The organism is Tenacibaculum sp. XPcli2-G (genome assembly GCF_024124505.1).
Lineage (GTDB): Bacteria > Bacteroidota > Bacteroidia > Flavobacteriales > Flavobacteriaceae > Polaribacter > Polaribacter mesophilus.
The window spans coordinates 75,947-98,732 of record NZ_JAMXSH010000004.1; the positions used below are offsets into that span (position 1 = coordinate 75,947).

General features: G+C 30.4%; 19 protein-coding genes. 15 read left to right on the forward strand and 4 right to left on the reverse strand.

The genetic code is table 11. The features are described 5' to 3' along the window. Nucleotides 1-73 precede the first annotated feature (73 nt). The 5 genes from NH341_RS11285 to NH341_RS11305 are packed head-to-tail and all read left to right on the forward strand — an operon-like array spanning nt 74 to nt 5,264. Nucleotides 74-2,008, forward strand: a complete 1,935-nt coding sequence (locus tag NH341_RS11285) for a BatA domain-containing protein (RefSeq protein WP_253056934.1) — start codon at nt 74-76, stop codon at nt 2,006-2,008. After that, complete coding sequence (locus NH341_RS11290; RefSeq protein WP_253056937.1) at nt 2,005-3,264, forward strand: dihydroorotase family protein; 1,260 nt, start codon at nt 2,005-2,007, stop codon at nt 3,262-3,264. The genes NH341_RS11285 and NH341_RS11290 overlap by 4 nt, the downstream gene beginning before the upstream one ends. Nucleotides 3,265-3,268: 4 nt before the next feature. Beyond that, nucleotides 3,269-3,595 carry a hypothetical protein gene (locus tag NH341_RS11295; protein ID WP_073181181.1) on the forward strand — a complete coding sequence of 109 codons (327 nt, stop codon included), beginning with the start codon at nt 3,269-3,271 and terminating at the stop codon, nt 3,593-3,595. A gap of 3 nt (nt 3,596-3,598) precedes the next feature. Beyond that, nucleotides 3,599-4,237: an alpha/beta hydrolase gene (locus NH341_RS11300; RefSeq protein WP_167713538.1), complete on the forward strand. Its 639-nt coding sequence runs from the start codon at nt 3,599-3,601 to the stop codon at nt 4,235-4,237. Between the two features lie 55 nt (nt 4,238-4,292). Further along, nucleotides 4,293-5,264, forward strand: coding sequence for a sterol desaturase family protein (locus NH341_RS11305; RefSeq protein ID WP_253056939.1), 972 nt, complete (start codon nt 4,293-4,295; stop codon nt 5,262-5,264). A 37-nt stretch (nt 5,265-5,301) separates the two neighbouring features. Here NH341_RS11305 and bcp read toward each other — a convergent pair whose 3' ends face one another. Next, on the reverse strand, nt 5,302-5,754 hold the full coding sequence (gene bcp, locus NH341_RS11310; protein WP_047789216.1) for a thioredoxin-dependent thiol peroxidase: 453 nt from the start codon (nt 5,752-5,754) through the stop codon (nt 5,302-5,304). A gap of 109 nt (nt 5,755-5,863) precedes the next feature. Between bcp and nth the strand changes: the two genes are divergently transcribed. Further along, nucleotides 5,864-6,520, forward strand: coding sequence for an endonuclease III (nth, locus tag NH341_RS11315; protein ID WP_239180654.1), 657 nt, complete (start codon nt 5,864-5,866; stop codon nt 6,518-6,520). A gap of 238 nt (nt 6,521-6,758) precedes the next feature. Here nth and NH341_RS11320 read toward each other — a convergent pair whose 3' ends face one another. Continuing rightward, entirely contained in the window at nt 6,759-7,340 is a 582-nt protein-coding gene (locus NH341_RS11320; RefSeq protein WP_173360714.1) for an RNA polymerase sigma factor, read from the reverse strand. Nucleotides 7,341-7,620: 280 nt separating this feature from the next. Here NH341_RS11320 and NH341_RS11325 point away from each other — a divergent pair, with 280 nt between their 5' ends. From NH341_RS11325 to uvrA, 7 genes are all read left to right on the forward strand, one after another. Beyond that, a complete protein-coding gene (locus NH341_RS11325) occupies nt 7,621-8,115 on the forward strand; it encodes a hypothetical protein (RefSeq protein WP_239180652.1) in 495 nt (164 codons plus the stop codon). 286 nt (nt 8,116-8,401) lie between these two features. Next, complete coding sequence (locus tag NH341_RS11330; protein WP_239180650.1) at nt 8,402-9,856, forward strand: tetratricopeptide repeat-containing sensor histidine kinase; 1,455 nt, start codon at nt 8,402-8,404, stop codon at nt 9,854-9,856. Nucleotides 9,857-9,859: 3 nt separating this feature from the next. Next, nucleotides 9,860-10,606, forward strand: a complete 747-nt coding sequence (locus NH341_RS11335; protein WP_239180648.1) for a LytTR family DNA-binding domain-containing protein — start codon at nt 9,860-9,862, stop codon at nt 10,604-10,606. 271 nt (nt 10,607-10,877) lie between these two features. Beyond that, nucleotides 10,878-11,222 (forward strand): hypothetical protein, encoded by a 345-nt coding sequence (locus tag NH341_RS11340; RefSeq protein WP_239180646.1) that lies wholly within the window; start codon nt 10,878-10,880, stop codon nt 11,220-11,222. A gap of 286 nt (nt 11,223-11,508) precedes the next feature. After that, nucleotides 11,509-11,967 carry a hypothetical protein gene (locus NH341_RS11345; RefSeq protein WP_253056941.1) on the forward strand — a complete coding sequence of 153 codons (459 nt, stop codon included), beginning with the start codon at nt 11,509-11,511 and terminating at the stop codon, nt 11,965-11,967. A 13-nt stretch (nt 11,968-11,980) separates the two neighbouring features. Beyond that, complete coding sequence (locus NH341_RS11350) at nt 11,981-13,045, forward strand: linear amide C-N hydrolase (RefSeq protein WP_239180642.1); 1,065 nt, start codon at nt 11,981-11,983, stop codon at nt 13,043-13,045. A gap of 122 nt (nt 13,046-13,167) precedes the next feature. Further along, complete coding sequence (uvrA, locus tag NH341_RS11355) at nt 13,168-15,960, forward strand: excinuclease ABC subunit UvrA (RefSeq protein WP_253056943.1); 2,793 nt, start codon at nt 13,168-13,170, stop codon at nt 15,958-15,960. Nucleotides 15,961-16,044: 84 nt separating this feature from the next. Here uvrA and NH341_RS11360 read toward each other — a convergent pair whose 3' ends face one another. Together NH341_RS11360 and NH341_RS11365 are read right to left on the reverse strand one after the other, a co-directional pair. After that, on the reverse strand, nt 16,045-17,130 hold the full coding sequence (locus tag NH341_RS11360) for an HmuY family protein (RefSeq protein ID WP_253056945.1): 1,086 nt from the start codon (nt 17,128-17,130) through the stop codon (nt 16,045-16,047). Between the two features lie 11 nt (nt 17,131-17,141). Next, the gene (locus NH341_RS11365; protein WP_253056946.1) at nt 17,142-19,283 is read right to left on the reverse strand and encodes a TonB-dependent siderophore receptor; all 2,142 of its coding nucleotides are present in this window, start codon (nt 19,281-19,283) and stop codon (nt 17,142-17,144) included. 94 nt (nt 19,284-19,377) lie between these two features. Here NH341_RS11365 and NH341_RS11370 point away from each other — a divergent pair, with 94 nt between their 5' ends. Further along, nucleotides 19,378-20,280 (forward strand): DUF6607 family protein, encoded by a 903-nt coding sequence (locus NH341_RS11370; RefSeq protein ID WP_253056947.1) that lies wholly within the window; start codon nt 19,378-19,380, stop codon nt 20,278-20,280. Between the two features lie 80 nt (nt 20,281-20,360). Then, complete coding sequence (locus NH341_RS11375) at nt 20,361-22,784, forward strand: TonB-dependent receptor (protein WP_253056948.1); 2,424 nt, start codon at nt 20,361-20,363, stop codon at nt 22,782-22,784. The last annotated feature ends 2 nt before the right edge of the window (nt 22,785-22,786 follow it).

Consider the following 22,786-nt stretch of genomic DNA (forward strand, 5'->3'; position numbering starts at 1 on the left):
TCTAACAGATTTTTAACTACATTCTTTTTTAAACCATCTATTTAGGTATTTTTACAGTTAGTAAATTACAATTATGCAGTTTAAACATCCTGAGATTTTATATTTCTTAGCTTTTTTACTCATTCCTATTTTGGTACACTTGTTCCAACTACAGCGATTTGTAAAAGTTCCGTTTACCAATGTAGCTTTTTTACAAAAGTTAGTGTTACAAACACGTAAAAGTTCTCGTATAAAAAAATGGCTGATTTTAGCTACTCGTTTACTGCTACTCACTGCCCTTATTTTTGCTTTTGCTCAGCCATATTTTAGTAACCACAAAGCAAATGAAGAACAACATTTCTTTATGTATCTTGATAATTCTTTAAGTACTAGCGCTGTTGGAGAAAAAGGTAATTTACTGCAAATTGCTACTCAAGAAATTATTGAAAACTCAACAGAAAAAACTAAGTATTCTTTACTTACAAACAACCATTTTTACGCAAATAAAACAGTTTCTGAACTAAAAGAAGAGCTGTTAAAAACAACTAATACTGCTAAAAACAGAAACCTTGCTGATGTTTTTTTAAAAATGACTAGTGAGCATAAGTCTATAGCTTCTTCTTCCAAAAACATTGTGATTTCTGATTTTCAAAACATTAAAAAAGAGGAAATTGACAACGCTCCTAAAAATACTTCTTTTGTAAAGTTAGTACCTGAACAAAAAAGCAACATTTCTATTGATAGTGTTTTTGTAGATGATAATGGAGGTTCTAATTTCAACGTACATATTGTTGTTAGAAATCAAGGAAATGCTAAAAATGACATTCCTATTGCCATTTACAATAATGACAAGTTATTGAATAAACAAACCTTTAGTATTGAGGAAAACAAGACTACGGAAGTTACTTTTTCTGTTGTAAAAACTCCAATGTTTTTAGGTAGAGTTGCTATTAATTTTAACGACACTTATGGGTTTGATAATTCGTTTTATTTTACCATTAATGCTAACGAAAAAATTAATGTATTAGCAATTGGAGAATCAAATAACTTCTTACAACGGATTTATACCAAAGAAGAATTTAACTTTACTTCTTCTACGCTACAAAATGCCAACTATAATTTGATAGATAAGCAACATCTTATTGTATTAAATGAGTTGGAAAGTATTCCTGAAACACTTCTGAATAGTTTAGAAAATTATACTAAAAAAGGTGGAAATCTTGTTATAATTCCCAATAAAGAGTCAGTACTTTCTTCTTATAACAACTTTTTCGGGAAGCTAAATACAGGAAGATTACTTTCTAAAAAGAATGATAGTTTAAAGGTTACTTCGATTAATTATAATCATCCTCTTTTAAAAAATGTTTTCGAAAAGAAGGTAGCTAATTTCCAATATCCGTTTGTGAAAACTTCTTTTAATTCAGAATTTAAGAATGCTAGTAACATTATTTCTTTTGAAAACAAACAAGGCTTTATTAAACAGATTAATCTACCAAATGCTTCTATGTATTGGCTAGCAGGTTCTCTAAATAAAGACAATAGTAACTTTACGAACTCACCTTTAATTGTGCCTGTTTTTTATAACATCGGAAAACAAAGTTTACAACTTTCTGAATTGTATTATACCATAGACAAACAAAATACTATTGATATTGATAAACAGCTAGGTAAAGATGAAGTTTTAAGTATTGTTTGTAGCAAAGGTCCTTTTATTCCTTTGCAACAAACTTTTCAAAATAAAACACGTATTACAACTAAAGATCAACCTTTAGTTGCCGGCTTTTATCAAATACAACAAGGAAATAATGTGCTTAGAAATGTTGCTTTTAATTATAACAAAAGTGAAAGTGCCTTAGATTTTTTAACATTTTCTGAAGCTAATGATATGACTATATCTACTTCAGTTAAAAACACCTTGGAAAATATTAATGATGAAAACAAAATTCAATGGCTTTGGAAATGGTTTTTGGGCTTAGCTATTGTATCTTTGCTTTTAGAAATTTTGATTTTAAAATTCTTTAAACCATGACAACGCTGCTTAAATCGGCAACAATAATAGATGCTTCTAGTCCTTACCACCAACAAACTAAAGATATTTTAATTACCGACGGTATTATTACCAAAATAGACAACAACATTGCTGATGAAGAAACTTATCAAGTTGTAGAGCTTGAAAATCTTCATGTATCTCCGGGTTGGTTTGATACGAGTGTTTCTTTTGGAGAGCCGGGTTATGAAGAGCGAGAAACCTTGCAACATGGTGTTCAAGTAGCGGCTAAAAGTGGGTTTACTCATGTAGCGATCAATCCAAACACACACCCTACAGTTGATAATAAATCGGCTGTTGAGTTTTTGATTAATAAAGTAAACGGAGCTGCAACTAGCATTCATCCTATTGGAGCCTTAACACAGCAAAGTAAAGGTGTTGAAATGTCTGAAATGTACGACATGCAACAATCAGGTGCTATTGCTTTTGGTGATTATAACAAACCCGTTAGCAATGATAATTTGTTAAAGATAGCATTGTTATATGCTCAAAATTTTGACGGATTGGTACTAAGCTTTCCTAAAAACAATTTAATTGCTGGTGAAGGTGTTGCTAACGAAGGTAAAAATAGTACGCTTTTAGGATTGAAAGGAATTCCTGCACTTGCAGAAGAAATTCAAATTTCTCGCGATTTATTTTTGTTAGAATATACAGGAGGTAAATTACACATTCCTACTATCTCAACTGCTAAGTCTGTTCAACTTATAAAAGAAGCAAAAGAAAAAGGCTTAGATGTAACGTGTAGTGTTGCTGTACATAATTTAGTTTTGACAGATGATGAACTACATGGCTTTGAAGCTAATAAAAAAGTAAATCCTCCCCTACGTACAGAAGAAGATAAAAAAGCTCTAATACAAGCTTTAAAAGAAGGAATTATTGATATAATTACATCAGACCATAATCCTATAGACATTGAACATAAAAAAGTAGAGTTTTCTACTGCAAAAGACGGTACTATTGGTTTAGAAAGTGCTTTTGGAGCGCTAAATACTGTATTAGATTTAGAAACTATCATCAACTGTTTATCTAACAATCCTAGAAAACGTTTTAATGTTGAATTAGCTTCCATAAAAGAAGATGAAAAAGCTAGTTTGTCTGTTTTTACCCCTGATGGAGCATATACTTTCTCAGAGCAAAACATTGTTTCTACCTCAAAAAACAGTATCTTTCTAGGGAAAAAACTAGAAGGAAAAGTTTATGGTATTTACAATAATAGTCAACTAATTTTAAACTCATAGAATCATGGAAAATCTAACAGTAAACGAAGGAAAAACTGAAGCAATTATTAGCCACTTCACAATTATAGGACTTATCATAGCTTTCGTTTTAAACATGAACAAAAAAAATGCTTTTGCTAGTTTTTACATTAGGCAAATGCTAGGGCTAAATATATTGTATATGGTGAATATGTGGATTGTTTATAAATATTTAGGAAATACAATAGGTTGGGCTGTAGGAGTACTATTATTTGTACTTTGGTTAATTAGCCTTTTAGCAGTTTTAAAAGGAGAAAAAAAGCTTGTACCAGTTGTTGGAGAACAATTTCAAAACCTATTTAAAGGAATTTAATACATGAGTTTACAACATATTGTAAGAGAGCCTAAAACCTCTAACGCTAACCCTCCCTTATTAATTTTATTACACGGATATGGTAGCAACGAACAAGATTTATTTTCATTTGCAGAAGAATTACCAGACGATTTATTAATTGTAAGTGCTAGAGCTCCTCACGATATGGGTTATGGTGGTTATGCTTGGTATGCTATAAATTTTGATTCAGTTAACGGTAAATTTTCTGATTTAAAACAAGCAGCTGAATCAGTTGATAAGATTGCTTCTTTTATAGACGAAATCAAACAGAAATACAATACCAACCCTGATAAAACATTTTTATTAGGATTTAGCCAAGGAGCTATTTTAAGTTATGCGCTAAGTTTTAAATACCCTAACAAAGTACAACATGTAGTTGCTTTAAGCGGTTATATTAACGAAGAGTTATTACCTACTGAAATAGACAACTCTATTACAACAGATTATTATATTTCTCACGGAACTGTAGATCAAGTCCTTCCTATAGATTGGGCACGTAAAGCTCCTATTATACTGAAAGACTTAAAGTTAAAAAATGAATATTCAGAATACCCCGTAGGTCACGGAGTTGCTCCTCAAAACTTCTATAGTTTTAAAAACTGGATCGTGGAAAGACTATAAATTTTAACAGTTAAATTGATTAAAATTAAATATTTTTGCAATCTAAAAAAATAGCATGAGCAACATATTCAATCAAGATATATTATACTACTGGAGTGCTCCTTTCTTCATTTCAGTAATTTTAATTGAAATGTACTTTAGTTATAGAGCTAAAGCTAAAAACTACGATTTTAAAGACACAGCTACTAATGTTTACTTTGCTTTAGTTAACTTTAGCTTAGATTTACTAATGAAGGTTGTTTCTTTTGCCATTATGGGGTTTTGTTATCAATACAGAATTATCGACTGGGAAGGTAACATGTCATGGGCATATTGGTTATTAGCTTTTATTGGTCAAGACTTTTTGTACTACATACACCATTATGTAGATCATCATTCACGATTTTTCTGGGCTGTACACGTAACACATCACAACTCTGAATTTTACAACATTTCAACTGGTTTTAGATCTCCAGTTTTACAGCCTTTGTTTAGGTATATGTTCTTTTTACCGTTAGCTTTTCTAGGTGTTATGCCCTTGCATATTATGTTTGCATATGCCATGAATCAAAACTACGGAACATTATGTCATACTAATTTTATTAAAAGTAAATTAGGTTGGTGGGGATACATTTTTGTTACTCCATCTCACCATAGAGTCCATCATGCCTCTAATACTAAGTATTTAGATAAAAATATGGGAATGGTATTGATTATTTGGGATCGTATTTTTGGAACTTTTCAAGCTGAAGAGGATGAAACTGAATATGAAAAATTACGTTATGGTTTGACCAAACCATTAGAAGACAAGGGACCTATTAACATTATCTTCCATGAATGGAAAGAAATTTTTAACGACTTCTTTAAACGAAAAAAGAGTTTACCTTTTACAACACGACTAAAATACGTGTTTATGCCTCCAGGATGGAGTCATGATGGTAGCACTAAAACAAGTAGAGAATTACAAAAAGAACTTGCCTCCGCTACAGAAGTAATAAAACCTACAGAAGAATTTAGGGTAAGTCCACAAAAAATAAAAGTCGAGTAAATACTCGACTTTTTTCTTTTATTAAATAGATATACCATTATTTTAATATCTGATTTGCGTGTTCCTTTGTTTTTACTTTCGTAATTACATCTTCAATTACTCCTTTCTCATCAATTACAAAAGTAGTACGGTGAATTCCATCATATTCTCTTCCCATAAACTTTTTAGGTCCCCAAACACCAAAAGCGTTGATTACATCTTTACTTTCGTCTGCTAATAAAGGAAAAGGTAATTCATTTTTATTGATAAAGTTTTGCTGACGTCTTGCTGAGTCTGCACTCACCCCTAAAACATCATAGCCTTTTGCTAAAAACGTTTTGTAATTATCACGTAAGTCACAAGCTTCAGCTGTACAACCAGGTGTGCTTGCTTTCGGATAAAAGAACAATACTAGTTTTTTCCCTGTATAATCAGAAAGCTTTACAGTATTTCCTTTTTCGTCTACCGATTCAAAATTTGGTGCCTTATCTCCTATTTTTAATGTTGTCATATTGTTTTGCTTCAAAGTTATTACGTCAAAGTTACAAAGTTGATTTTGATTATCCATAAAACATACGAAGCTTCTTTGTACCTTTGATTTTTTCAAATTTTATAAAGCAATGACGAAAGCAGAAAAAGTCCAGTTTGTTATAGATACTTTAGAAGAATTATATCCTGAAACTCCCATCCCTTTAGACCATAAAGACCCCTACACCTTGTTGATTGCTGTATTGATGTCTGCTCAAAGCACCGATGCACGTGTAAACATCATTACTCCTTTATTATTTGAAAGAGCTGATAATCCGTACGACATGGTAAAGCTTACTGTTGATGAAATTAGAGAGATTATCAAACCAGTTGGCTTGTCTCCTATGAAATCAAAAGGAATTCACGGTTTATCGAAAATTTTAATTGAAAAACATAATGGTGAAGTTCCTGTTGATATGGATGCCTTGGAGGAATTACCAGCTGTAGGGCATAAAACTGCTAGTGTGGTAATGTCGCAAGCTTTTGATATTCCTGCTTTTCCTGTAGATACCCATATTCATAGATTGATGTATCGTTGGAATTTATCTAACGGAAAAAGTGTTGCACAAACTGAAAAAGATGCAAAACGTTTATTCCCTAAAGAATTATGGAATAAATTACACTTACAAATTATTTATTATGGACGTGAATATTCTCCTGCTCGAGGTTGGAAGCTAGAAAATGATATTATCACTAAGACAGTTGGAAGAAAATCGGTAATAGACGATTATAATAAAAAGAAAGCATAAAAAAAGCCCCAACCTTGTTGAAGCTTTTCCCACTCTTAATTCAAATTCAATTCAATGAGATAGTTTGATTTTGTTTTAACTACTGTTAACGATTTGGAAAAATTAATCAAATATTGAACTGTTTCTTGTTTAGGTTCCATTTTAAAGTCAGGAGACTTCTTAGAGTAAACTTGCATCATATATTCCCTTATTAATACTTATTATCAATGATTTAACGATGCTTTTTTTTAAATATTGTTTAACTAACTAAGATAATTTTATTTTTTTCAATTATTTTTCTCAAATTAATTAAAGCATAACGCATCCTACCAAGTGCTGTATTTATACTAACGCCAGTATTCTCTGATATTTCATTGAAACTCATATCGTTATAAATACGCATTTTTAAAACCTCTTTTTGTTCTTCGGGCAACTCTTCAACTAATTCTTTAACATCATTTAATATTTGTTCTTTTATTATTTTTCCTTCTGCATTCAAAGTTCCATCACTTAATACCGAAAAAATATCAAACTCTTCTGTATTATTAAACGTAGGCATGCGATTGTTTTTTCTAAAAAAATCAATAATTAAATTATGAGCAATACGCATTACCCATGGTAAAAATTTACCTTCTTCGTTATAATTTCCTTTTTTTAGCGTTCTTATAACCTTTATAAAGGTGTCTTGAAAAATATCTTCTGTAGTATCTCTATTTTGTACTTTACTATAAATAAAGCTATAAAGTCGTTGTTGGTGGCGTTTAATCAATAATTCTATGGCATATTCATTACCATTTATATAGTTCTTTACTAATACACTATCATCTACAATGTGCTGCATAATAATTACTTTTTTTTAAGAGCAACTAACTAGTACTCTTTTTGTTAGGGGATATTAAGTTATAAAAGTAATTATTTTACTATAAGCTATTATTTATTGATTAATAATGAGTTACAAATATTAAATTTTTTATTAATAAATACAAAAAATGTCTTAAAAATTTACCATAAATAGTAAAACTACTCTAAAAATAGCACGAATAATTCATCTATATTACTTTACTTATCACTTAAACTATTTATATTTATAGTAAGTTTAACCATAAATTACCCCCGAAACTATGAACAATAATATAAACTCACCTGAGTTAATCATTTATCCACCTGGAGAACTAATTCTAAAAGTTCAAGAAAAAAACATTTTAGCTACTGGTCATATTACCTTTGAAAATAATTTTAAACAACCTTTACCTTCTTTAGTAGAAGCTAAATTTAACGCTACAAAAACAGCCATAAACGTTAAGGTTTTATTTTTTGTAGACTCACAAGAAAAACTATCATTTGTAAATGTTCATCAACTATTCTCTATTAGCAACTTTGGTAATTGTAAATTACAGTTATTTTTATCTTGTAGCCAAGAACAAGCTAAGATTTTAAGAGACTACCCAAGCCCAAATGAATATAGAGCTTATACTGTAAATTTTACTACAAATAGTACTAGTGATTTTCCTTCTCATATTAGCTTAAGCGACATAAAGGTTATTCAAGCTTTTATTTGGAATATCGACCCTAAAACTTCTAGAGGAACTGAAACAACGGTGCAAACAACTGACTAACTAGTTAATAAATTTACATATGAAATGTAACAAAACGTTTTTGTTTATAACGTTGTTGTTTTTGTACTCTTTTATTTTTCCTCAGGAAAAGAATAAGGATCAATTTTACTTTTTCAAAAAGGAAATTAATAAGCTTGGATTAAGAGAAAATAATTTTATTAAGTCTTCCCATTTCTTTTTAAAAAAAGAATGGGATTCTGTTCTTGTTTTCTCTTCTAAAGCTTTATTATTTAACAAACAACAAAATGTTAATAACTATATCCATTATATGCGTGGATATAGTTTTATGAAGAAAAAAATATATAAAGAAAGCTTAAAAGAATATGAAAAAGTAACTACTAACTTCCCTTTTTATTATAAAATAATACGAAACTTAGGTGGCATTGCTTTAGAAAAAGGCTCTTATAAAGAAGCTATTTCTTACTTTGAACAACTAAATAATATAACAGACTCTAATATAATTAACTACAATAAAAGTTCTGTTATTCACGATATTGGTATTGCTTATTTTCATCTTTCAGATTATGAAAAAGCCACTTCTTTACTTTTAAAAAGTACTCAACTACAAGAGAAAAACAAAGATACTTTGCGTTTAATTGGTTCATATATGGATCTTGCCAATGTATATTACACACAGTACAAAGACAATATAGCCATACCTTATTTTGAAAAAGCTTATGAATTATCAAATAAAGTTTCTGATTTTGAGATAAAAAGGAAAGCTGCTTTAAATATGTCTGTAGTTGAAGAAAACCGAAAGAACTTTGCCAAATCCTTAGCATACAGAAAAGAATTTGAAAAATGGAAAGATTCACTTACCAATCAACAAAAAATATGGTCGGTTGCTCAGTTTGAAAAAAAGTTAGCTATTAATCAAAAGCAAAAAGAAATTGATTTATTGGCTTCTCAAAATAAATTAAAAGAGAGTCAGAGAAACAACTTGTTAATTTCATCTTTTCTTCTACTTTTTTTACTAATTATCAGCGTTTACTTTTATATCCAAAAAAACAAAAATCATCAAATAATTACACGTCAAAAAGAAGAATTAAATCTTTTAAATATAACAAAAGACAAATTGTTTTCTATTGTGAGTCATGACTTACGCTCTTCTGTAGATTTAATAAAAAGAACCAATATCAATCTTTTCAAAAAAATCACTCCTTTAAAAGATTCTCTTTTAAGTAATATTGTTCTTTCTAATATCACTACTGCCAATACTACTTACAACCTTCTTGAAAACTTGCTAAACTGGGCTACATTACAAACAAAGCAATTGTATTTTCATCAAGAATCTGTCGACTTACATTCTATTGTAAAACAAGTAGAATATAATTTCATTCCTCTTTTTAAAAGTAAAAATATCTCATTTCAAAATCAAATTCCTACAGCTACTTTTATTTTTGCTGACATTGACTCTCTAAAAATAATCATTAGAAATTTATTAGACAATGCTATTAAGTTTTCTCATAATAACGGAATAATATCAGTACACTCAAAAGAAGTGGATAATCTTATTCAATTTACTATTAAAGACAATGGTATTGGAATGAATAAAACAATAGTAAATAACCTACTCAAAGAAACTTCTTTACTAAACAAAAAAAGGAATCAACAAGAAATTGGCACTGGGTTAGGAATACAATTATGCAAAACGTTAGCTCAAAAAAACAACGCTACATTTACTATTAAAAGTACTGAAGGTAAAGGAACTCAAGTATTATTACGTTTTAAAAAACCATAATAAATGGATAGAATAAACATTTTAATTATTGAAGACGATCAAGAAATTGCTTCTGAATTAAACACTATGTTAACTCAAAAAGAATTTAATGTAGTAGGAATTGCTAGTACATACAGAGAAGCTATTTCTCTATTTTACAAATTAGCGGTAGATTTAGTAATTATCGATATCTTTTTAAGAGAAAACCCTGAGGGAATTACTTTTGCCGAAACCATATCTACAATTCCTAACTCTTTGAAGCCTTTTGTTTTTTTAACCTCTTCTAAAGATCGACAAATTTTTGAACGTGCCAAACTCACCAAGCCTTTTCGCTTTTTACTAAAACCTTTTAATGAATTAGAACTACTATACAGCATTGAAATGGCTATCGAAAAATTTTACAATCAGTCTAATGTTTACGCTAGTAATGATCAAGATACAGTAATAAGTAATCAGTATTTATTCATTAAAAAAAGAGGTGTTTTAAAAAAAGTAGATATCTCTACCATTATTTATATTGAAGTAGAAAACAGGTATTGTAACATTGTTGCTGAACAAGAAAAATTTGTAATTCAAATATCGTTGAGTAAGGTTAACTGCTACCTTGACGATAAACTTTTTAAACAAGTTCATCGAAAGTATATTGTAAACACAGAAGCTATTGAAGAAATAACTACCTCAAAAAACTCTTTACTTCTAAAAAACCAACATCTTGTATATTATAGTGATAAATACAAAGACCTTATCAATAATTTTTCCATTTTAAAATAACAACTATTCTTACTGTTTCTAAAAACACATAATACCCTTTTCTACTTCTTTCTATACCCATTTATTCTCTATTCACTACATAAAATTACTCCCCCACAACATTTATCTTATCTACAAGCCTTTTAACAAGTAGTTTTATATCAGATAACAAAAAATAGCGCTATCAGATGTTTTCTACAATAATCAAGTAGAGTTCAGAGACTACTATAAAAACGAGGCGTCACCCCGAAAAGCCATATGAGTAGGTAACTAAACTTTAAATATTAAAATTATGAGTAATCAAGTATTAACAACAGATTTTTTAGAAATAAAATCTTCATCTGTAATTTCAGGAAATATCAATTGTTCAAGTGCAGCTCCTGCTATTGCATCTGATCCTAGAAGCGCCATTTTTATAGCACTAACTAATCCTAGTTATGATTCTATTAAATACGCTATTTATAATAACCAAACAGGCCATGTAATAGCTTCTGGTAGCTTATCAAAAGGAAATTCCCGTTCGGTTATAGTTCCCGCACAAGACGTCCCTAATATTGTAAGAATTCAAAATCAAAGTCCTTGTGATACAAGTGGTATTACACCAATTTTATCATTTTCAGCTTCTATTCAAAGATAGACTATTAAGTTATCATATTAGAACAATAAGAGACTACCAAATGAGGTAGTCTTTTTTGTTTAAAATACATTCTTGATTTATTGAATCTATTTCACAACATATAATTACTCATTCACAACATTCAACTCATTACCTGGCTAGTTTAAAAGTAATTTCACATCAGAAAACAACTATAGCGCTATCTAAGTTTTCAAATTAACCAAACGTAGAGTTCAGAAACTACTATAAAAACGAGGCGCCCCCGAAAAGCCATATGAGTAGGGACTAACTATAAACTTATATTAAAATGAACAAAAGAATTATATTAAAATTAGAACAAGACGGAAAAGACTTTGGGTATGTTAAATTAAAAAAAGACATCTTCTATAGTAATGGATCAAAAGAAGAAGCTGTAGTTTTTGAACTAGAAAACTACAAAAAATCATCTGACTCCTTTTATTACAAAGTTGCCGATACAAAAGACAGCTATATGGACGTAAAAGCAGCTACCTCTAGAGTACAAGTGGTTAAGCCATTCTTATCTGTAAGTTCATCTAGTATTTGCGCATGGACATTAAAAAACGGTATCTTAAGAATGGTATTAGCTAGTAAAGAAACAGGAAAAGCTTTATCTACTAGTGAAGATGCGGAGTCAACAGCTCTATATGCGAATCTTTTTGACGGAAAACCTTTTACGGTTATAGAAGAGAACCCTAAAGAGGCTTCTAATAAAGCTAATCCTGCATTAGCACATGTTATCATCTAAAAAATCTTAAACTATGTGTACTAGAGTATTCAACAATTACAATAAAAAATATTTAACTACAGCCAGAAATATGGACTGGGCAACCCAAATGCCAACTACTATTTTTGCTTTTAAAGTAGATTCTAATGAGGATATCATAAAATCAGGAACAACACCTGAAAATGAACATTCTTTAACCTGGACTCCAAGATATAATAGTATTGTTACCATGGTAGGTACGGAAGCTCCATTTGGTGCATCTGACGGAATAAATTCTGAAGGGCTTGTTGCAAATCTTTTATATGATAGTAACGCTACATATCATAGAGCAGATGGAAGTTCTTGTAAAAAATTGGATGTATTAAGATGGGTACAATTTGTATTGGATACTTGTTGTTCTGTTTCTGAAGTAATTGCTAAGTTTAGCAAAGAAGCCGAAACTCAAATTCAGTTAATTGGAGGAAAAGTTCCTGGTTCTACTAAAGAGGCTTCACTGCATTTATCGGTATCTGATATACTTGGGAAATCTGCTATTATCGAAATTCATAACGGAGAATTTATCATTTACAATAATAAAAATTTCAGGGTTATGACCAACGAACCATCATATGCAAAACAAATTGAATTAAACCAATTCTGGAGATGGCAATGGAACAATGAAAATAATTTTCCAAGTAATACTTTACCTGGAGGACCTTTTCCATCTGATAGATTTGCTCGAGCTTCTTATTATCTAAATCATTTATATGAAGCTACAAGTACAGCAGATTCATTAACCCAATCTCAATCTGTAGTAATGAATGCTTCTGTACCTGTTAATTTCAAATCAACTTTAAACAACTATCCAAACATCGCACAAACTTTATGGACATCTATTTCAAGTCATAATGAACGTACATATTATTTCACAAATGCTAGAACAATGAGTAGTATTGAAGTTGATTTAAAACAAATGGATTTATTCCCTTCAAATGTTTCTAAATTAGTAGTCGTTTCAGAGAGAGACAATATATTTATTAACCATGAGCTAACTGGCTTACAAAATGAAAACTTTAAAGAAACGATTGATCCATTTGTATCAGAAACTATACTTGTTTAGTTTTTTTATTCAAATCATAAAAGTTAAAAGGATTAGAGCTCTTTTTCTGTTTAAAAATGAACTTCTTCTTGTTTTATTTCTAACATAGAAAATTGTATTTTTATCGCTTATTTTTTGAGTATATGAAGACTGATATATCAACTGTTAATCCTAAAGAAAATATTATAATAAAAGGAGCTAAACTGCACAATTTGAAAAACATTGATGTAGTTATTCCTCGTAATAAATTAGTAGTTATTACTGGACTTTCTGGTTCAGGTAAATCTTCTCTAGCTTTTGATACTTTGTATGCTGAAGGACAACGCCGTTATGTAGAAAGTTTAAGTTCATATGCTCGTCAGTTTTTAGGAAAACTACACAAACCCAAAGTTGATTACATTAAAGGAATTGCTCCTGCCATTGCTATTGAGCAAAAAGTTAACGCTACTAATCCACGTTCAACAGTTGGTACATCTACAGAGATATACGATTATATTAAATTATTATTTGCTCGTATTGGTAAAACCTTCTCTCCTATTTCGGGTAATGAAGTAAAAAAACATACAGTTTCTGATGTTATCAATCATGTAAAAAATTTTGAGGAACGTTCAAAGTTATTATTACTTGCTCCTATACATATTAATAAAGACAGAGATATAAAAACTGTTTTACAAGTACTAACACAGCAAGGATATGCTCGTTTAAAATATCAAGATACCGTATACAGAATTGATGAGTTTCCTGTAAAAGATTTTAAGGGAAATGAATTACAATTAGTTGTTGATAGAATTGTTGTAAAAGACGAAGAAGACTTTTACAACCGTTTGGGAGATGCTGTACAAACGGCTTTTTTTGAGGGAAAAGGTATTTGCTATATCGAAAACCTATCAGATAATAGTACTGTTGAATTCAGTAATAAATTTGAATTAGACGGAATTTCATTCTTAGAGCCTAACACTCATTTATTTAGTTTTAATAACCCATACGGAGCTTGTCCAACCTGTGAAGGTTATGGAGATGTAATTGGTATTGATGAAGATTTAGTAATTCCTAACACAGGATTATCTATCTACGAAGATGCTATTTTCCCTTTTAAAACAGATAGTTACAAAAAATATAAAAATGATTTAATTCTAAATGCTTCAGCATTCGGGATTTCTATTCATAAACCATGGTTTGAACTTACTAATGAACAAAAAGACTTGGTTTGGAATGGAACAAAAAAATTTAAAGGGATTAATCATTTATTCAAAAAATTAGAAGAGAAAAGCTATAAAATCCAAAACCGTGTAATGCTTTCTCGTTACCGCGGAAAAACAAAATGTACCGAATGTAATGGAAAACGTTTACGCAAAGAAGCCAACTACGTTCAGGTATACGGTAAAACTATTGATGAATTAGTAACCCTACCTCTAGATGAGTTAGCGGTATTCTTCAATAATATTGAATTAAACAAATACGAAGAAAAAATTGGTAAACGTTTACTTACCGAAATTAACAATCGTCTCCAGTTTTTAACAAATGTTGGTTTAAGCTATCTAACATTAAACAGAACATCTAATACGTTATCTGGTGGAGAAAGTCAACGAATTAATTTAGCTACTTCGCTAGGAAGTTCATTAGTAGGTTCTATGTATATTTTAGATGAACCAAGTATTGGATTACACCCAAAGGACACGGAAAGGCTCATTGGCGTGTTAAAAAACCTACGTGATTTAGGTAACACCGTAATTGTAGTTGAGCATGATGAAGACATTATGAAAGAGGCCGATTATATTATTGATATTGGCCCAGAAGCAGGAACTTATGGTGGAAATGTTGTTGCCGAAGGAACTTTTAAAGATATCTTACAATCTGAGTCTCTTACAGCTAAATATTTATCTGAAGAGTTAAAAATTGAGATCCCTACAAGTAGAAGAACATCAAAAAATTCTATTGATATTATTGGGGCTCGTGAAAATAACTTAAAAAACATTGATGTTTCTTTTCCGCTTAACAATTTAACCGTTATTACAGGAGTTTCTGGTAGTGGTAAAAGTACCTTAGTTAAAAAAATCCTATATCCTGCTATGCAGAAGAAACTGGTTGGATATGGTGAAAAATTAGGACAACACACTGATGTTACGGGTAGCTTTGACTCGTTAAAGCATGTAGAGTTTATCGATCAAAATCCTATTGGCCGTTCTTCACGTTCTAACCCTGTAACGTATATAAAAGCGTATGATGATATTCGTAAGCTACTTTCGTCTCAAAAACTATCTAAAATAAGAAACTACCAACCTAAACATTTTTCTTTTAATGTAGATGGTGGTCGTTGTGAAGTTTGTAAAGGTGAAGGAGAAGTTACTATAGAAATGCAATTTATGGCTGATGTACATTTAGAGTGTGAAACCTGTGGTGGTAAACGCTTTAAAAAAGAAGTACTGGAAGTAACTTTTGAAGGAAAATCAATTGATGATATTTTAAATATGACTATTGATGATGCTGTTGCTTTTTTTACAGAACACAAACAAACCAAAATAGCTAAAAAATTAAAACCTTTACAAGATGTTGGATTAGGGTATGTACAGTTAGGACAATCATCTTCTACCCTTTCTGGTGGTGAAGCACAGCGTATAAAACTAGCTTCTTTTTTAGTAAAAGGAAATACTAAAGACAAAGCTTTATTTATTTTTGATGAACCTACTACTGGATTACACTTTCATGATATTAAAAAGTTATTAGCTTCTTTTAATGCGTTAATTGAAAGAGGACACTCAATTATTGTTATTGAACACAATATTGAATTGATTAAATGCGCTGATTATATTATTGATCTTGGTTTAGAGGGTGGAAAAAAAGGTGGAAACTTAATCTTTGCAGGCACCCCTGAAGAATTAGCTAAAAATAAAGAATCATACACCTCTAAGTATTTGGCTGAAAAACTCATTAACTAAACCTTTTTAACTAGAAAAGCCACCCAACCTTTCGGTTAGATAGCCTTTCACAACAAAAATTAACAAAATTTAATAAATAAATCTTTACTTTAATAAGCTATATACAAACTCAGGATAACCTCTTTCTCCTGCATCATTTGTTAATGCTAAAAACTTTAACTTATATAAATTTCCATCAGTATCTTCTATTACATAAAAAACATTGTCTTTACGAGAAGGTAAAGAACTAGGACCTCCTCCTGCCCTCCAACTACTACCGATAGCTGTTTGAGTATTACCAAAATTTTCTACTTTTACATCTGTTAAGGTAAAATCATTATATGTATAACTTTCTTCTTCTGTATCTATCATATATCCTTTAACATTTGATTTTATATTATTTACTACAAAATCTGGAAATACATACGGACCATATCCAGGTAATAAGTTTGTAAAAATTGTAAAGTTTAAGTCCCAGTTTTCTTTCATGGGCTCAACATTAACTTTAGCTTCTGTATTAAAGCTAAAGAATGTAAAGTGATATCCTTCCGTTTTCGTTATTACAATTTCTTTATGCGTAGTAGCATCTAAATCTGCATACTGTAAAACATAAGCATCTCCTTCTTTTAAAACTCTAATTTTTTTCCAACCTCTTTCATCTCCATTTGCAGAGTAGCTACCTGTAGCTGGTTTATCTGTTGCTACTTCATAACCAAGATTTACTAAATATACTTTATTATTTGCCTCTGTTACTTCAATTTCAGCAATTGCCGTTTTTGTTATATCACCACTAGGATGATCAACAAAAGGGGCACTTTCATCAGTATATGTATTCGTTCTTACTAAAGGCTGTAAATCTTTTACTTCTTGGGTTGAAGAGCTAACCGCATCTATATCTGTTGTAGATAATTTAGCAGCCGCCATAGATATTGAACCATTAATAACAACTCTAAACTCACTTCCAGAATAAAATCCTAAATCCCAAGAGTCTCTCTTTATCTCTGTTGTTGTATTCGTACTTAAGTCAATATATACTTGGTTTGGTTGATTAGGCCCACCTACTTCTGGGCTTACTTCTGCTCCTTCTATTACCACTTTTATTGGTTCAGATGGTAAATCATTATCACTTCCACAACTAATGAAAGAGTACATAGTTGTTAATAATATGAGTGTGAAAAATTTGTTTTTCATTGTTATTAATTTTAAAATTTAATATTATATAATAGTTTTAAATAGTATGAACGACCATAGCCTAACAATAGAGAATTATTGTTTGTTGAATGTGCGCCTGTTGTAGCTGCGTTACTTACATTAACACTGGTAACATCAAATAAATTTCTGGCTCCTATTGTAGCTTGTAGTTTTTTGTTTAAAAATGATTTTTGCACAGAAGCATCCAACCAATTATAAGCTTGCGTAGTTGTTTTTGTGAAAGTTGAGTTTTTATTTTCATCTGTACCTGAAGCTATATAATTTTGTTGTTCTCCGTTATGCTTTAATAATAAAGTTATTATTGTATCCCATTTTTTTATTTTATAGCTAGCACTCGTAGTTAATTGAAAGGAATACAAAAAGTCATTTTGTGCATTTATTTCATTGTTAGCTACCTGAGCTATTCCTTGTAAATTAGCTCCTAAATTAAAAGACCAGTTATTTGCTTTTATTGTATTTCTTGAAGAGACCCCCCATAGTTTATAAGCATCAACGTTTATGTATTGATATTGTAGAGGTGACGAATTAACAATTGCTAAATCTATTTTATCTTCCAGATTTAAATAGTCTATTTTTAAACTATTTAACAATGCTATATTAGAATCGTCAAACCAACTTCTTTTCTTTAAATTAATTGAAGCAGAATATCCACTTTCTGGATTTAAATTTTCATTTCCTCTTACGTCATGATTAGAGTCAACAAAATAATAATATAGCTCTTGAAAACTTGGAGTTCTATACGAAGTACCTATATTACCTCTAAGTTCAAATCCATTTTTAAATAAATAACGAGCACTTAAAGAGCTTTGTAATTTAGAATGAAATAAAGAATTGTATTCATACCTTAAGCCAGGACGAACCATTAAGGCATCTGAAAATTTTACTTCAGAAGAACCAAATAAAGCATAATTACCCTGAGTACGTGTTTTATCTTGTTGAGTAACCTCACCAGAGGCCTGCGTATCGAATCCTTCTATATAACGAGCTTCATAACCTAACTGAAAATTATGACGATTACTTTTTATAAAGTTTGAAATAGTACCTTTTGAAAAGAAAACATTGCTTGATTGATATACTTTATCTTCCTCATTTGTTTTATTTCCAGATAAAATAAAATAAGTAAACTTATTTAAACGTCGTTTTTGTGTTTGATAAGAAGCTGAGAAGGAATAAGGGCTCCCCGATGCTAAAACCCCATTCAAATTAATATTATTTACAAATCTCTCTGTTTTGAAAACACGATCTAACGCAAACGGATTACTAGTTTGTGAGTCTACATCAATATTGTCATCAACTTTTGGATTGTAAAAGTTTACATTATCATTATAATAATTAAATTTATAACTCAAGTTAAGTTGATCTTTTTTATAATTCAAAAAACCAGTGGCATTTATCTGCTCTTTCGGCAACCAACTATACCCCCTTAGTAAATCATTCTTATAATAATCTCTTCCTTTTCTATCATCTAAAAAACCTGTAAAATCTGTTCTATTAAAACTCACTCTACCAAACCAGTTTTCAGAAAAATTATGAGCCAAATTAACACTCTGTATATGTTTACCCTCATTAAATAAAGCATACTCATTACTTACAGTTTCTTCTTGTATTGCTGCTTGAATGTTCCATTTATTTTGAGATGATTTTTTTGTTATAATATTAATTACTCCCGATACCGAATTAGCTCCGTACTCAACTCCCATCGCTCCTTCAACCAATTCTATACGCTCAACATCATCTAAATTTATTTGAGTTAAATCAATGTTATTTCCAATTCCGTTATCACTAACTAACGGAACGTTATCTATCAAAATATTAAAGTATTGAGAATCTAAACCAAACATTGAAATAGTTGATTTACCTGACTGAGAATTTGGTATAACTGTTAAGTTTAGTTTAAAGTTTAATACATCCGCTAAATTATTAGCTGCTTGACTTTCTATTTGTTTTTTATCTATGATAGTTACATTGTATACCGATTTCTTAATCGATTTAGGATTATACTGCCCTGTTACAACAACCTCTTCCAATTTATTATAATGAGTACTATCACGTCTTACCTCTTCTTTTTCTTGAGAAAAGACTTGACATGCTAAAAGCATCAATAAAAAAACCACTTTGTTATTTAGAAACATTCTTAATAATTTTCTGCAAATATATTCTTTATTTTTAATCAATCTAAATAAAAGTTATATTTTTGTCAAAAAATAAATTCAAACAAAACTCACGATGAAAAAAATACTTTTAGGTGGTTTATTAATACTATCTGCACTTACAATTAACGCTCAAAACAAGAAGAAAAAAGATAGAGCAGCTATAAAAAAAATGTGTGGTTGTTATGAAGTTACTTTCAACTTTGCTGAAACATTTAACTTTAGTAAAGACTCTCTATACAAACCTTCCAAAACAAAAACAGATAAAGCTTTAGAGTGGGCAGGTTTAATTGTTGACGAAAATGATAAAATTTCAATTCAACACTTACTACAGGTAGGAAATCCTGCAAATCCTCATATTGTAAAACATTGGAGACAAGATTGGTTGTACGAAAACACTGATTTTTATATGTTCAATGGAAATAACAATTGGCTTTATAAAAACAAACCAAAATCAGAAGTAAAAAAACAGTGGACACAAAAAGTATATCAAGTAGACGATAGTCCACGATACGAAGGCTCTGGTACTTGGGTACATGTAGACGGAAAAAGTTACTGGGAAAATACTACAGATGCACCCTTACCAAGAAGAGAATATACCAAAAGAAGCGATTATAATGTAACTGAAAGAGGTAACCGTCATGAAATCACAAACTATGGTTGGTTACACGATCAAGATAACAAAAAAATCATAAGAGAAGAAGGTAAAAAAGATATTGTTATAGCTCATGAAAAAGGGTACAACACCTACGTAAAAGTAGATGATAATAAATGTAAAGCTGCTCAAGACTGGTGGAAAAAAAACAGTGTGAAATGGCAAAAAGTTAGATCTAAATGGGATGAAGTTTATGGAAGAAACACTAACCTCTCTTTAGAAACTAAAGTAAACAACAAACCTTTATACAAGCATTTATTCTCCGAAAAAGTATCTGAAGAACAACAAATAAATGAAACAATAGAATCTTTTGTAAAAAAATAAAAGCGTTTCAAAGCATTTTATAGTTATACCTAAACGAAAAATTAAATATTTTAAAACAAATCTCTCAAAGAGGAAAAAAAATGAGAATTATTGCAACCGTACTACTTTTATGTAGTTGTATTCAAACAATGTATAGTCAAGCAACCCTACAAGGAGTTGTAAAATCAGAAAACAATGAAACTATTCCTTATGCGAATGTATTTATTAAAGGAACTAAATTAGGAGCCGAAACCAATGAAAATGGTCGTTTTACTATAACAAATGTTCCAAACTCTAATCATAAGCTTATTGTAAGCGCTGTAGGATTCAATCAATCATCACAAAAAATAGTGGTAAAAGGAGACATTAAAAATTTAGTTTTTATTTTAAAATCAGACACTCAACTTGATGAAGTTGAACTTTTTGGAGCAAGAGATAAAAGAGCTGAAAAACTAGAAACACTTACTAGACTACCTTTAGCTCCTAATGAGCAATTACAAAGTATTTCAGTCTTATCACATAAACTTATCGATCAACAAAACGCTTTAACTCTAAGCGATGTTACCAAAAACGTAGCCGGTGTATATACCTTTGCCACCTACGGAAACACCAAAGAAAGTATGTCTTTAAGAGGTTTTAGAGGAATTCCTTTATTAAAAAATGGAGTTCGTATAAACTCAGATTTTAGAGGAACTGGAATTATTACCGATATGGCTGGTGTTGACAACATTCAAGTATTGAAAGGAATATCTGCTATTAGCCAAGGTTTAGGTGGTGATTTAGGTTCTGCTGGTGGTGTTATTAATGTAGTGACTAAAACTCCTAAATTTTACACAGGTGGAGAAGTTACTTTTAGAGCAGGTAGTTTCGGGAAATTACGTCCTACTTTTGACGTTTATGGACCTATTGATACCAATAAAAAACATGCCTTTAGAATTGCTGGTTCTTATGACAAAGCAGACAGTTTTAGAGACCATGTTGGTTCTGAACGTTTTTATGTGAACCCATCATACGCTTGGAGACCAGATGAGAAAACTACCATTACATTAGAAATGGATTACATGCATGATAGTAGAACTCCTGATCAAGGAACTCTTAACTTAGGAACTTATGATGTAAACAACATTTATAAATTACCTAACAATAACTTTATGGGATATGATTCTGATAATGTTACTACCAAAAACCTAACCTATGCCATTAGAGCAGATAGAAAACTAACTGATAAAATAAGCATAAAAGCAGGATATTTTGTTTCTGATTTAGATATAGATACTGAAACTTCTTACGCTTTTCAAGGAGACCCTAGAAATGGTTTACCTGTTTTACCAGACAACCAACGTTATAGAGAGTATTATGCTTCTGGAAGAAAAGATAATAATAGTGTATTACAATTAGATTTGGTAGGAAAAGATATAGAAACAGGCTTTTTAAAACATACTTTTCAAATTGGTGCAGACTTTAGAACTTCTGAATTTGATAATATAGCCTATGCTACACAATATGCTTCTAACAATAAATACGCAGATATTATAGATGTGTTACAGCCTATAGATAATACACTTCCTAACGGAGTTAACATTACACGAAACCCTGCAAGAGATTCAGGATCTAGAACAGAGTCATATGGAATTACGGTACAAGATAAAATAAGCCTCACAGACTGGGCAGATATTTTCTTAGGATTACGTTATACCACTATGAAAAGAACTAGAGGTAGCTTTATAGGTAGACCTTTAGATGAATCTAAAAGTGATGATGCCTTTAATCCGTTATTAGGGTTTAATTTAAAGCCTAATGAAAATATTATCATTTTTGGTTCATATGCTAGCAGCTCAGATCCTAGAACTTCTTTTTATACGGATGTTGACGGTAACGAATTAGGTACAGAACGTTGGGATCAAATAGAAACAGGGATAAAATCTACTTGGTTTAATAATGCTTTACGTTTTAATGTTACTACATTTTATACCTCAAGTAAAAATTTAAACTTACCTGTTTATGACAATGCTGGTAATAGTTTAGGTTATTATACACAAGGAGGTGATGATGTGAGAAATGGTGTAGAAGTAGAATTAATAGGTCGTATCCTTCCTAATTTAGAAGTTATAGGAGGATATTCTTATTTAGATGCTAAATACAAGGATCATGCATCATATTACTATAACTCAAGACCTATTAACACTCCAAAACATACGGCAAATTTTTGGGCACGTTATGCATTTAAAAAATCTTTAAATGGTTTATCTATCGGTGCCGGGGCTTATTACTTAGGAGAACGTCCGCACAATGTGTGGTCTAGAAACTATACGCATACAGGGGTTACTCCTGATACAAAACCATTCGATTTAAAATCGTACACTACAGTTAATGTACAGGCTTCTTACAAATTTAATGAGAAATTAAGTATTGATGTATTTGGAAATAATATCTTTGACGAAATAGGCTACAACGCCTACCGTACAAGTTATATTAACAGAATAGAGCCTGCTAGTTTTGGTTCAACATTACGTTATAAATTTTAATT

What these genes read in the sequence shown, in the direction of transcription:
- uvrA (WP_253056943.1), top strand. Translation starts at nt 13,168, where the DNA reads ATGAAGACTGATATATCAACTGTTAATCCTAAAGAAAATATTATAATA.
- NH341_RS11350 (WP_239180642.1), top strand. Translation starts at nt 11,981, where the DNA reads ATGTGTACTAGAGTATTCAACAATTACAATAAAAAATATTTAACTACA.
- NH341_RS11370 (WP_253056947.1), top strand. Translation starts at nt 19,378, where the DNA reads ATGAAAAAAATACTTTTAGGTGGTTTATTAATACTATCTGCACTTACA.
- NH341_RS11295 (WP_073181181.1), top strand. Translation starts at nt 3,269, where the DNA reads ATGGAAAATCTAACAGTAAACGAAGGAAAAACTGAAGCAATTATTAGC.
- bcp (WP_047789216.1), bottom strand. Translation starts at nt 5,754, where the DNA reads ATGACAACATTAAAAATAGGAGATAAGGCACCAAATTTTGAATCGGTA.
- nth (WP_239180654.1), top strand. Translation starts at nt 5,864, where the DNA reads ATGACGAAAGCAGAAAAAGTCCAGTTTGTTATAGATACTTTAGAAGAA.
- NH341_RS11325 (WP_239180652.1), top strand. Translation starts at nt 7,621, where the DNA reads ATGAACAATAATATAAACTCACCTGAGTTAATCATTTATCCACCTGGA.
- NH341_RS11320 (WP_173360714.1), bottom strand. Translation starts at nt 7,340, where the DNA reads ATGCAGCACATTGTAGATGATAGTGTATTAGTAAAGAACTATATAAAT.
- NH341_RS11300 (WP_167713538.1), top strand. Translation starts at nt 3,599, where the DNA reads ATGAGTTTACAACATATTGTAAGAGAGCCTAAAACCTCTAACGCTAAC.
- NH341_RS11335 (WP_239180648.1), top strand. Translation starts at nt 9,860, where the DNA reads ATGGATAGAATAAACATTTTAATTATTGAAGACGATCAAGAAATTGCT.
- NH341_RS11340 (WP_239180646.1), top strand. Translation starts at nt 10,878, where the DNA reads ATGAGTAATCAAGTATTAACAACAGATTTTTTAGAAATAAAATCTTCA.
- NH341_RS11290 (WP_253056937.1), top strand. Translation starts at nt 2,005, where the DNA reads ATGACAACGCTGCTTAAATCGGCAACAATAATAGATGCTTCTAGTCCT.
- NH341_RS11375 (WP_253056948.1), top strand. Translation starts at nt 20,361, where the DNA reads ATGAGAATTATTGCAACCGTACTACTTTTATGTAGTTGTATTCAAACA.
- NH341_RS11305 (WP_253056939.1), top strand. Translation starts at nt 4,293, where the DNA reads ATGAGCAACATATTCAATCAAGATATATTATACTACTGGAGTGCTCCT.
- NH341_RS11345 (WP_253056941.1), top strand. Translation starts at nt 11,509, where the DNA reads ATGAACAAAAGAATTATATTAAAATTAGAACAAGACGGAAAAGACTTT.
- NH341_RS11330 (WP_239180650.1), top strand. Translation starts at nt 8,402, where the DNA reads ATGAAGAAAAAAATATATAAAGAAAGCTTAAAAGAATATGAAAAAGTA.
- NH341_RS11360 (WP_253056945.1), bottom strand. Translation starts at nt 17,130, where the DNA reads ATGAAAAACAAATTTTTCACACTCATATTATTAACAACTATGTACTCT.
- NH341_RS11365 (WP_253056946.1), bottom strand. Translation starts at nt 19,283, where the DNA reads ATGTTTCTAAATAACAAAGTGGTTTTTTTATTGATGCTTTTAGCATGT.
- NH341_RS11285 (WP_253056934.1), top strand. Translation starts at nt 74, where the DNA reads ATGCAGTTTAAACATCCTGAGATTTTATATTTCTTAGCTTTTTTACTC.